Raw genomic sequence first — 12,294 nt, forward strand, 5'->3', positions numbered from 1 at the left:
AGAAGAGGATTAATCATGACAGACTTTCAACATACAACCGTTTTGCTCCACGAGACAGTTGATGGTCTAGCAATCAAACCAAACGGAATTTATGTTGATTGTACATTAGGCGGCGCTGGACACAGTGAATACTTGTTGAGCCAGTTGGAGACAGAAGGACACTTATATGCTTTTGATCAAGATCAAAAAGCAATCGATAATGCAAAGATTCGTTTAGCAGATTATGTTGCCAAAGGGCAAGTAACATTTGTTAAAGCAAATTTTAGAGAACTTAAGCATGCCTTGAATCAATTAGGTGTGACTGAGGTCGATGGGATTTTATATGATTTGGGTGTTTCATCACCCCAACTCGATGAAGCTGAGCGCGGGTTTAGTTATCATCAAGATGCACCGCTGGATATGCGGATGGATCAATCAGCACCTTTAAGTGCGTACCAAGTCGTCAATGATTATTCTTATCATGACCTAGTAAAGATCTTCTTCCGTTATGGGGAAGAAAAATTCTCTAAACAAATCGCTCGTTTGATCGAACGTCATCGAGCAGACAAGCCAATTGAAACAACTGGTGAATTAGTAGAAATCATCAAAGAAGCGATCCCGGCTCCGGCCCGTCGCAAAGGTGGTCATCCGGCAAAACGTGTTTTCCAAGCGATCCGAATCGCTGTCAACGATGAATTAGGCGCGATCGAAAGTTCATTAGAACAAGCCATCGAGCTGATTTCAGTCGGCGGCAGAGTCAGTGTGATCACGTTCCATTCATTGGAAGATCGGATCGTCAAAACAATGTTCAAGGAATTCAGTACACCGAAGGATATGCCGCCAGGCTTACCGATCGTACCTGAAGAATTCCAGCCCATTTTGAAATTAGTCAATCGTAAGCCAATCACAGCTTCCGAAGAAGAGTTAGAAGCAAATAATCGTGCTCGCAGCGCGAAATTACGGATCGCCGAGAAAGTGAAGAAAGGATCAGATTAATGGCAGAACTAAAGAACGAGCAAAATTATCAATTTGATCCTAAGTTTGATCCTAAATTAGAAGAAATCCAACAAATACCGGATTCCTTTGAAGTCTTCGTTTCTCCAGGAGATCGACTAAAACGTATTTCGAAAGTCGAAAAATTGGCAGTTGCTGCCTTTTTGGTAATGGTGCTGGTACTGTCGATTACGATGGTCAATTACCGTAATGCCATCAGCAAAACGCAAAATGAAATTACGAGTATCCAAACGGACATTGATGCAAAAGGAAAAACAGCCACTCAACTGCAACAAGAAAAAAGCGAGTTGTCTCGTTCTGATCGTTTGAAGGAAGTTGCTGAAAAAGCGGGGCTTTCGATCAATGACGCTAATTTAAGGAAAGTGAAGTAAATGAGCTTTAAAAAGCTAAAAAGAAAAATCCGTAAAATGAATTTGACTCCGATGAACAATCGCAAAAAAGTAGGCGTTATTTTGTTTGCTACGAGTATTGGGTTGTTCTTTTTGTTTGCCGTCCGAATGATCTATGTCGTGGCTGGCGGACATGTAGCAGGTACTTCGTTAAAGGAAAAAACGCAAGAATTGTATAAAGGTGAAGAAGTCGTCCAAGCCAAACGCGGTACGATCTATGATCGTAACGGCGAAGTGATCGCTGAAGATTCGACCTCATACTCTATCTATGCGGTGCTATCAGAAAGTTATGTTTCTGGTGATACGAAACTATATGCGCAAGAAAAACATTTTAATCAATTAGCTTCTATTTTAAATCAATATTTAGGTATCAAAAAGAAAACGGCACTGAAAACCCTAAAAGGTGGGCTCAACAGTGATGGTACAAGTAAATATTATCAAGTAGAGTTTGGCAGCAAAGGCAAAAACATTTCTGAAGATACGAAACAAAATATCGATGAAGCGATGAAAAAAGCCAAAATCAAAGGACTGTATTTCACCGAACATACTTCTCGTATGTATCCAAATGGCAATTTCGCTTCGCATTTTATTGGTTATACGCAATCAGATAAAAACGAAGAGCTTGTCGGAATGATGGGTGTCGAAGCAGCTTATGATGATGTCTTGAAAGGAACAGACGGGAAAGTCGTTTACCAAAAAGACAAAAATCAACGTCCGATCCCAGGAAGTGTTGCTGAAGAGAAAAAAGCCGTTGATGGGGAAGATATTTATACGACCTTAGATTCAGGGTTGCAAAGTTATCTTGAAACCTTAATGGACAAAGTCAATTCTGAAGCTGAACCAGCTGAATTGACGGCAACATTGATGCAAGCCAAAACCGGGGATATCTTGGCGATGTCTCAACGGCCAACCTTTAATCCTGAAACAAAAGAAGGCTTGGGCGAATCGGATGCTTGGCGAAACTTCTTAGTTGAAGATACGTACGAACCAGGTTCAACAATGAAAGTCTTCACGACGTCAGCCGCAGTCAATGAGGGCGTTTTTAATGAAAATGAAAGTTATGTCTCTGGTAAAATCCAAGTCGGAGATGCGACGATCAATGACTGGGACTTTGGTAAAAAAGGTGTCTTAACGATGCGTCAAGCTTTATCATGGTCTAGTAACGTCGGTATGGTGAAATTAGAAGAAAAACTGGGAGATAAATGGCCTGAATATGTCAATCGCTTCGGTTTTGGTAAGAGTACCTACTCTGGATTGCCCGGAGAAGCTTCTGGATCATTACCAACCTCCAATATCGTCGATCAAGCGATGAGTTCTTATGGTCAAGCGATCGGGGTAACTAATTTCCAAATGATGCGCGGCTTTACAGCTGTAGCGAATGACGGAAAAATGTTGCAGCCGCATTATATTTCTAAAGTATCCAACCCTAACACGAATAAAGAAATCGTCACGGAACCAGAAGTCGTCGGTGAGCCGATCACAGCTGAAACGGCGCAAAAAGTGCGGGAGTATATGCGTGATACGATTGAAAGTGAAAATTATGGTTCGGCTTATGACCAGTACAGTGTACCGGGCTATCATATTTCGGCCAAAACCGGGACCGCCCAAATCGCTGAAAATGGGGCGTATTTGACTGGGGACACGAATTATATTTATTCGATCGCGTTGATGGTTCCTTCTGAGGATCCTGAATATATTTTGTATTTAACAATGAAACAACCGCAACATTACTCAGCAGGGATCTTAGGTGAAATCGCCAACCCATTATTGACTCGGGCGATGGATTTCCAAAGTGACAGCACAAGTACTGAAACGGATTCGACTGATACTGAGAGCAACACTAAAGTAACCGTCGAAGATTATCGCAATCTTTCGCCGGCCAAAGCAGCTGCCGATGCGAATAAACGTGGCTTGACTGCTGTCGTAGTCGGTGATGGCGACAAAGTCGTCAAACAATCTGCGAAACCAGGCGAGAAAGTCATGGCTAACGAACATTTGATCTTGATGACTGACGGTACGAAAGAAATGCCGGATGTTCGCGGGTGGTCAAAAGCCGATATCTTAAAATTGACCAATCTATTGGACATCGATGTCACGTTCAAGGGTGACGGCTATTGTACGAAACAAAGTATTGCTCCTTATGCAGAAATAGGGAAGAAAAAATTGAAAATCACCTTAGGTTAGGACTGGAGAGAAAAAAATGGAACCGGCACAATTATTTATCGCTTTTGCCAGTAGTTTTGCAATTACTGTTGTAAGTATGCCATTTGTCATTGGCTATTTTAGAATGAAGAAACAAGGACAAGAGATTCGTGATGAAGGACCGAAGTGGCACAATTCAAAAGCAGGGACACCAACAATGGGTGGCTTGAGCTTTTTAGCAGCTGCGGTGATCACATCACTTTGGTATAGTGTTTGGACACACCAAATGTCAACGTCGTTATTGATTTTAGTTTTCGTCTTGTTGCTATATGGAATCATCGGTTTCTTAGATGATTTCATCAAGCTAGCGAAAAAACAAAATGAAGGCTTGACTTCGCGTCAAAAATTCATTGCTCAAGTCGTTGTTGCGATCATCTTTTATGTCGTATATCACATGGAAGGTTATCCAAACACATTGAATTTCTTTGGAATGGAATTGCCTTTGAGCATCTTCTATGGCTTATTTGTGATCTTTTGGTTGGTCGGTTTCTCTAACGCAGTCAATTTGACTGATGGTATCGATGGTTTAGTTTCCGGACTGGGAACAATCTCTTTTGCAACCTATGCGATCATTGCATGGAAGCAACAACAATATGAAGTGTTGATCGTCTGTCTAGCAGTTATGGGCGGACTTGTCGGCTTTTTCCCTTACAATAAAAAACCAGCTAAAATCTTTATGGGTGATGTCGGTTCTTTAGCATTAGGCGGGTTGTTAGCGGCTGTATCGATCGTCCTTCATCAAGAATGGACATTGCTATTAGTCGGCTTGGTCTATATTTTTGAAACAGCAAGTGTGATTATTCAAGTAACTTCATTTAAAATGACAGGTAAACGTGTTTTTAAGATGTCGCCATTGCATCATCATTTTGAGATGTCTGGTTGGTCTGAATGGAAAGTAGACACCGTTTTTTGGTTAGTTGGCTTAATCGCCTCTATTATTGTTTTATTGATCGTATTGTAGGAGATGACTAGAAGATGAAACATATCAAAATATATGAAAATGAAAAAGTATTAGTATTAGGATTAGCGAAAAGCGGATATAGTGCGGCTGAGTTATTAAATGACTTAGGCGCACTTGTTACGGTAAACGACGGAAAACCTTTTGAAGAAAATCCTGAAGCACAAGGCTTATTGGAACAAGGGATCCGTGTGATCACCGGTAGCCATCCAATCGAATTACTCGATGAAGATTTTTCTTTGATGGTCAAAAATCCTGGGATTCCGTATGACAATCCTTTGGTGGCTAAAGCAGCAGAATTACATATCCCAATTTTGACCGAAGTGGAGTTGGCTTACCAAGTCGCTGAATGTCCAATCGTTGGTATTACTGGAACGAATGGCAAGACGACAACAACGACCATGATCGGTCTATTATTGAATCAAGAACGTCAAGCAGGCAAAGCGCATCTTGCCGGAAACATCGGTTTTCCTGCGAGTGCCGTTGCTTCAAAAGCGCAAGCAGAAGATGATATCGTGATGGAATTATCGAGTTTCCAATTGATGGGCGTCGAAGCTTTCAAACCTCAGATCGCAGTGATCACGAATATCTACGAAGCACATTTGGATTATCATAAGACCCGTAAAAATTATGTGGCTGCCAAATGGGCGATCCAAGAAAATATGACAGAAGAAAATTATTTAGTTTTAAATTGGAATTCCGAAGAATTACAAGCCATGAGCAAAAACACGCGCGCACAAGTCGTTCCTTTTTCGACAAAAGAAAAAGTTGCTGACGGGGCGTACTTGTTAGACGGCAACCTTTATTATAAAGAAGAAAAAATCATGGCTGCTGATGAATTAGGTGTGCCAGGTGCACATAATGTTGAAAATGCTTTAGCTGCGATCGTCGTAGCAAAATTAAAAGGTGTTTCAACCGAAGCGATCCGCCAAGCATTGAGTACATTCCATGGCGTGCCTCATCGGACACAATATGTCGATACGATCGAAGGCCGCAAGTTTTATAATGACTCTAAAGCGACAAACAGTTTAGCAACTGAAATGGCGTTGAGTGGTTTTGACAATGACAAATTGATCTTATTAGCGGGCGGTTTGGATCGCGGCAATGGCTTTGATGAATTGATCCCTTCATTAGAAGGAATTAAAGCAATCATTCTTTTCGGCGAAACCAAAGATAAGCTGGCTGAGACTGCTGAACGTGCCGGTATTGAAACGATCATTTTAACGTCAAATGTTGAAACAGCAGTACCATTAGCCTATGAACAAAGTGAAGCAGGCGATAGTATTTTACTTTCTCCCGCCAATGCAAGTTGGGATCAATACCCGAACTTTGAGATCCGTGGAGATAAATTCATGCAAGTAGTCAAGCAATTAGAAAAGTAGGGAAAATAATAAAATGAGAATACTCGTTACAGGCGGCGGCACGGGCGGACACATCTATCCAGCCTTAGCATTTATCCGCTACGTACAAAAAATCCAACCGGACTCTGAGTTCCTATATGTTGGGACACATCGCGGTTTGGAAAATAAGATCGTGCCTGAAACAGGCATTTCGTTTAAAACAATTAAAATCCAAGGCTTCAAACGCAGTCTTTCTTTAGACAATGTGAAGACAGTCAAGTTATTCATTGAAAGTATCAAACGCTCAAAAGAAATTTTACGAGAATTCAAACCCGATGTCGTGATCGGAACAGGCGGTTATGTTTCTGGATCGGTGGTTTATGCGGCGACGAGAATGAAGATCCCGACGATCGTACATGAACAAAATAGTGTCCCTGGAATCACAAATAAATTCTTGAGCCGTTTTGCTGATCGAGTAGCGATTTGTTTTCCCGATGCTGCACAGTACTTTGCTGCTGAGAAAACGGTTTTAGTCGGGAACCCTCGTGCTCAAGAAGTTGTTGCCAGTGGCAAATCTGATGTTCTGGCAGAATATGGACTGAAATCAGAAATTCCGACTGTCTTGATCTTCGGCGGAAGCCAAGGTGCGCTCAAAATCAATCAAGCAGTGATTCAAGCGTTACCTAAATTTGCGCAAAAAGACTATCAAGTCTTATACGCTTCTGGTGATCGTTATTTCAATGAAATCACAGAAAAATTTGATATCGATAAAATAAGTCCTAATTTGTCCCTGCAACCGTACATAAAAAACATGACGGACGTTATGGCGAATGTTAATCTATTGATTGGGCGTGCTGGTGCTACTTCGATCGCGGAGTTTACAGCTTTAGGACTACCAGCAATTTTGATCCCGAGTCCCTATGTGACGAACGATCATCAAACAAAAAATGCTCAAAGTCTAGTCAACGCTGGAGCAGTAGAAATGATAGCTGACGCAGAGCTCACAGGTGAAAGCTTAGTAGCTGCCGTCGATGCGATCATGAATGATGCAGAAAAACGTGAAGCGATGGCTAAAGCATCACGCCAAGAAGGCATTCCTGATGCAGCTGAACGTCTGTGGTCATTAGTTAATGATATTGTTAAATAACTTTTGGGGGTGAAGATCATTAGTCGCAAAGAATTTCCAGAAGAACCAAATGAAAGCCAAAAGCCGGCAGAACCTGAAATACTTACGCCTTGGCAATTAGCTAATATGGAGTATATGAAACAAAAAGCACTTGAGAACAAAGAAGCGCAACCGGAAGAGTCACTTTCAGAATCTGAAAAGGATGAAGCAGCTGCTGATGATCTTCCGACAGAACCTGAAAAAGAATCAGAGAATGTAGCCGCTATAAAAGAAAAAAATACGGCTTCTGAAGATCCAGAACCGGAAGAAATACCATCAGAAGAAGTTAAGCTGCCAAGTGGTCCTAGAAACGGATCATTTTTGGATCGTTTGCCTAATATCCGTCATGAGCGCAACCGTTTGTTGGTTCGCCGCTCATCGATCTTGATTGGTTTGTTTGCGATCCCTGCACTGTTTTTACTGTATTATATTTCACCGTTAGCTGATTTAGGGGCGGTCACGATCAAGGGAAATGAACATGTCGCAACTGAAACGATCAAACAAGAACTTGATTTCAATATCGGCGGCAATCTATGGAGTCAATTCTTTGGCCGCAACGATAATGTGAAGCAGTTAAAGAAACAAGAATTGCAGATTGAAGACGCAACTGTGCGGATCGACGGCTTTAATCACTTTGCAGTGACGATCAAAGAATATGCGGAAGTTGCTTACTTAGAAAGCAATGGTAAATATTCGCCGGTCATTTCAAGTGGTAAAGTGATCCCGATCGAGGTTGAAAAAAGCGATGGCAGTTTGCCAATTCTAGAAAGTTTTACCAACTCCAAACGGATCTTACATGTATTGGATCAGTACAAAAAACTGTCAGAAGAGGTCAAGCAAGGAATCTCTCAAATCAAATACGCACCGACTAGTGAGAACAAAGAGCTATTAGAAATCCTGATGAACGATGGGAACAAGGTACTAGTCAGCATCGATGATCTAGGTAAAAAAATGAATTATTATCCACAAGTCGTTGAACAAATGAATGAAAAAGAAATAAAAGGTGTCGTAGATATGGAAGCTGGAATTTACAGCTATCCTTATGAGGACAATTCTTCAGAAGCAGATACGACTCAAAGTACAACAAATCAATCAGAAACAACTGAAGCACAATGATTAAATTTATTGCAAGAAAGTGTTGATTCTTCTTTTTCATTCTAGGGAATATGTGTTAAAATTGGAGGCAGTGAATTACTTGCAAAAAATAATATTTCATGCTTGATATCAAGAAGAACGTGAAATCTTGAAAAAAAGCATTTATCTGAAAATAGGAGGGAATCCCATTCATGGCAAAAGCAGGAATGTATGTAGGTCTTGATATCGGGACAACATCGATCAAAGTTGTTGTTGCCGAATACATCGACAGCCAAATGAATATCATTGGTGTTGGAAACGCAAAATCAGAAGGAATCAATCGTGGGATTATCGTCGATATCGATAAAACAGTCAACGCGATTCAACGAGCAGTAAGACAAGCTGAGGAAAAAGCTGGGATTCAAATCAAAAGTGTCAGCGTAGGACTACCTGCTAATTTATTAGAAGTTGAGCCTTGTCAAGGAATGATCGCTGTCAACAATGATTCAAAAGAGATCATGGATGATGACGTTCGTAATGTCGCTTCAGCCGCGATGGTTCGTTCAGTTCCTCCTGAAAGACAAATCGTTGCTTTATTGCCGCAGGAATTTACGGTTGATGGCTTTGAAGGCATCAAAGATCCTCGCGGAATGATCGGTGTTCGTCTAGAAATGTTCGGTTTGGTATTCACTGGGCCTAAGACGATCATCCACAACATCACAAAATGTGTTGAAAAAGCGGGTCTGACTGTTGCAGAAACAGTGATCACTTCATTAGCTCTAACAGAATCAACATTGTCTGATGGCGAAAAAGATTTTGGTACGATCGTGATCGACATGGGTGGCGGTCAAACGACCACTGCTGTGATGCACGATCAACAATTGAAATATACACATGTAGATCAAGAAGGCGGCGAGTTTGTCACAAAAGACATCTCGATCGTGTTGAATACATCATTCAATAATGCCGAAGCATTGAAAATCAATTATGGCGATGCGTATCCTAGTCGTACATCTGCAGAAGAAGAGTTCCCAGTCGATGTGATCGGCAAGTCAGAACCAGTCAAAGTGGATGAACGCTATTTATCAGAAATCATCGAAGCTCGTTTAGAACAAATCTTCCGTAAAGCGAAAGATGCGCTAGATGATATCGAAGCGCTTGACTTACCAGGCGGAATCGTTTTAACTGGTGGAGCAGCTAGTTTACCAGGCGTTGTTGATTTAGCAGAAGAAATTTTTGGTACGACAGTGAAATTACACGTACCAAATCAAATGGGTCTAAGAAATCCAGTCTTCACAAACGTGATCAGCATCGTGAACTACTCTGCTGATCTAAGTGATGTTTACCACTTAGCCAAATCAGCAGTAACTGGCGAAAAAGTTACGTTATCTTCTTCACCACAACAAGTAACTTCTGTTTCAAAAACACCGGTATACGATGATTATGAAGCAACAACTGAATATGAAGAAGAACCAAAACCAAAAAATGAAGAAAAAGTTACTGGGAAGATCAAAGACTTCTTCTCTAATATTTTTGACTAATTCGTAGGAGGAATACAAAATATGGAATTCTCAATAGATAACAATATTAACGAAGGTGCAGTTATTAAAGTTATCGGTGTAGGTGGCGGAGGCGGAAATGCCATCAACCGTATGATCGAAGAAAACGTTAAAGGCGTGGAATTCATCGCTGCCAATACTGATGTGCAAGCATTAAAAAATTCAAAAGCAGAAACAGTTATCCAATTAGGCCCTAAATATACGCGCGGTCTAGGTGCTGGTTCTCAACCAGAAGTTGGTCAAAAATCAGCAGAAGAAAGCGAACAATTCATCAGTGATGCATTAGAAGGTGCAGATATGGTCTTCATCACTGCCGGCATGGGCGGCGGAACTGGTACTGGTGCTGCTCCAGTCGTAGCGAAAATCGCTAAAGACTTAGGCGCTTTGACAGTCGGCGTTGTTACACGTCCATTCAGCTTTGAAGGACCAAAACGTGGTCGTTTCGCGGCAGAAGGTATTGCTTTATTAAAAGAAAACGTTGATACATTATTGATCATCTCAAACAACCGTTTATTAGAAGTTGTTGATAAGAAGACGCCAATGCTTGAAGCATTCCGTGAAGCAGATAATGTTTTACGTCAAGGTGTTCAAGGTATCTCTGACTTGATCACTGCTCCTGGTTACGTAAACTTGGACTTCGCTGATGTGAAAACAGTAATGGCTAATCAAGGAACAGCCTTGATGGGTATCGGTGTTGCCAGCGGTGAAGAACGTGTTGTTGAAGCAACGAAGAAAGCTATTTCTTCTCCACTGCTAGAAACTTCTATCGATGGTGCTGAACAAGTATTGTTAAACATCACTGGTGGCTTAGACATGACATTGTTCGAAGCACAAGATGCGTCTGATATCGTTGCAAATGCTGCAACAGGTGATGTAAACATCATCTTAGGTACATCAATCAATGAAGAATTGGGCGACGAAATCCGTGTGACAGTTATCGCGACAGGGATTGACCCAACAAAAAAGGAGCGTAAGACTACTCGCAATACACAACGAGCTAGTCAAGTCCAATCCGTTCCACAAAAACAAAATTTAGATATCGAACCTGCACGTAATACTGAAAGCCAATCTGCTTTTGGTGAATGGGATATTCGTAAAGAAGAAAATGTGCGTCCTCGCGTAGAAGAAACACAATTTGATAATATCGAAAAGAAAGAATTTGAAACCTTTAATCGTGAAGAAGTTAAAACTGACAAAGATGAGGAATTAGATACACCACCATTCTTTCGCCGTAGAAAATAAAAGGGGGAGAGCACATGATCGCTGAAAACTTGCATAGAATCGAGCAAGAGATTCAGGAGTCGTGTGCTCTTGTTTCTCGTAAACCAGAGGAAGTAACGTTGGTTGCGGTAACCAAGAGTGTCGATTCCAATGCAGCAGAAGAGCTTATTAAATTGGGTGTCAGAGATATCGCAGAAAATCGAGTAGATAAATTACTAGAAAAGAAGCAAGCTCTGACGGATTATCCACAAGTAAGATGGCATCTTATTGGCAATTTGCAGCGTCGCAAGGTAAAATTGATTATAAATGAAATTGATTACTTTCATGCGTTAGACAGTTTACGTTTAGCACAAGAGATCCAAAAGCGTGCAGAACACAAGATAAATTGTTTTATTGAAGTCAATGTTTCAGGTGAAGAATCCAAACAAGGGATCGCCCCTGCTGAGCTACAAACGTTTATCGAAGAATTAGCAGAGCTAGATAAGCTTAACATCGTAGGCTTGATGACGATGGCGCCTTATGAAGCAACACAAGCGGATATCCGAGCTATTTTTGCAAATTTGAAACAGCTTCAAGTACAAATGAAAGAACTAAACTTGCCATACGCGCCATGTACGGAGTTAAGCATGGGAATGAGCCAAGATTTCAGTTTAGCAATTGAAGAAGGTGCTACTTTTGTTCGGGTTGGAACAGCACTATTCAAGAAAGGGTAGGTAAAGTTAATGGGAATTAATTTAGCGAAAATCACTGATTTTTTTGGTTTAGCTGATGATGATGATATGTACCACCATGAAGTTGCCGCATCAGCAGCCCCTGCACAAAAAAAGAAGCAGGTCAGCCGCCCGAAACAGAGTGCGCCAGCTAAAAAAGAACGGATGAAAGTACGTCCTACATATCAAAAACAAGTTGCGCCACAAAAGCAACAACCAGTGATGCCACAAAGACAAGCACAATCCGTTGTTGAGCCTCAGCTGACAAATCGTCGGTCTGATGTGATCAAACAAAAAGTTGAAACAACACCTGTTACTAAGAATGAAAAAGTTGTGGCAATGCCTAACAATAATCGTTCACAACGGTTTACACCGAAGACAGAAACAAAAAACAAAGATCGTATTTCTGTTATTGAACCCAAGTCATACTCTGAAGCTACCTCGATTGCAAAACGGGTTGGACAAGGGGAAGTTGTGTTGATCAACTTTGAATCCTTAGATGAAATGAAAGCGCGTCGGATGGTCGATTTTTTGACCGGTGTCGTATTCATGATCGACGGAGATATCAAACGTGTTGGCAATGAAATGTTTTTGTGCACACCAACAAATTATGAAATCAACAATTCTTCATTGAGCACGATGGTTGATGAAGATATCTATGGGTTAGGAATGTAAAGGAGAAA

The 12,294-nt window shown here is 41.1% G+C and carries 11 protein-coding genes; all 11 read left to right on the top strand.

The annotated features are described in order from the left end of the window. Positions 1-15: 15 nt before the first annotated feature. The 11 genes from rsmH to ACKTSC_RS01490 all read left to right on the top strand — a co-directional run bounded on the left by rsmH (position 16) and on the right by ACKTSC_RS01490 (position 12,286). The gene (gene rsmH / locus ACKTSC_RS01440; RefSeq protein ID WP_407856632.1) at positions 16-975 is read left to right on the top strand and encodes a 16S rRNA (cytosine(1402)-N(4))-methyltransferase RsmH; all 960 of its coding nucleotides are present in this window, start codon (positions 16-18) and stop codon (positions 973-975) included. Then, positions 975-1,364, top strand: a complete 390-nt coding sequence (gene ftsL, locus ACKTSC_RS01445) for a cell division protein FtsL (RefSeq protein ID WP_407856633.1) — start codon at positions 975-977, stop codon at positions 1,362-1,364. The genes rsmH and ftsL overlap by 1 nt, the downstream gene beginning before the upstream one ends. After that, positions 1,365-3,566: a penicillin-binding transpeptidase domain-containing protein gene (locus ACKTSC_RS01450; RefSeq protein WP_407856634.1), complete on the top strand. Its 2,202-nt coding sequence runs from the start codon at positions 1,365-1,367 to the stop codon at positions 3,564-3,566. 16 nt (positions 3,567-3,582) lie between these two features. Continuing rightward, positions 3,583-4,545, top strand: coding sequence for a phospho-N-acetylmuramoyl-pentapeptide-transferase (mraY, locus tag ACKTSC_RS01455; protein WP_407856635.1), 963 nt, complete (start codon positions 3,583-3,585; stop codon positions 4,543-4,545). A 14-nt stretch (positions 4,546-4,559) separates the two neighbouring features. Continuing rightward, positions 4,560-5,924, top strand: a complete 1,365-nt coding sequence (gene murD / locus ACKTSC_RS01460) for a UDP-N-acetylmuramoyl-L-alanine--D-glutamate ligase (protein WP_407856636.1) — start codon at positions 4,560-4,562, stop codon at positions 5,922-5,924. A gap of 13 nt (positions 5,925-5,937) precedes the next feature. Next, entirely contained in the window at positions 5,938-7,029 is a 1,092-nt protein-coding gene (murG, locus tag ACKTSC_RS01465; RefSeq protein WP_407856637.1) for an undecaprenyldiphospho-muramoylpentapeptide beta-N-acetylglucosaminyltransferase, read from the top strand. Positions 7,030-7,032: 3 nt separating this feature from the next. After that, the gene (locus ACKTSC_RS01470; RefSeq protein WP_407856638.1) at positions 7,033-8,163 is read left to right on the top strand and encodes a cell division protein FtsQ/DivIB; all 1,131 of its coding nucleotides are present in this window, start codon (positions 7,033-7,035) and stop codon (positions 8,161-8,163) included. A 170-nt stretch (positions 8,164-8,333) separates the two neighbouring features. After that, positions 8,334-9,662, top strand: a complete 1,329-nt coding sequence (gene ftsA / locus ACKTSC_RS01475) for a cell division protein FtsA (protein ID WP_332580578.1) — start codon at positions 8,334-8,336, stop codon at positions 9,660-9,662. A gap of 21 nt (positions 9,663-9,683) precedes the next feature. Further along, entirely contained in the window at positions 9,684-10,922 is a 1,239-nt protein-coding gene (ftsZ, locus tag ACKTSC_RS01480; RefSeq protein WP_332580577.1) for a cell division protein FtsZ, read from the top strand. A 14-nt stretch (positions 10,923-10,936) separates the two neighbouring features. Next, the gene (locus ACKTSC_RS01485; protein ID WP_332580576.1) at positions 10,937-11,614 is read left to right on the top strand and encodes a YggS family pyridoxal phosphate-dependent enzyme; all 678 of its coding nucleotides are present in this window, start codon (positions 10,937-10,939) and stop codon (positions 11,612-11,614) included. A gap of 9 nt (positions 11,615-11,623) precedes the next feature. Continuing rightward, a complete protein-coding gene (locus tag ACKTSC_RS01490) occupies positions 11,624-12,286 on the top strand; it encodes a cell division protein SepF (protein WP_332580575.1) in 663 nt (220 codons plus the stop codon). Positions 12,287-12,294 lie beyond the last annotated feature (8 nt).

Source organism: Enterococcus hailinensis (assembly GCF_045862035.1).
Taxonomy (GTDB): Bacteria; Bacillota; Bacilli; order Lactobacillales; family Enterococcaceae; genus Enterococcus_A; species Enterococcus_A hailinensis.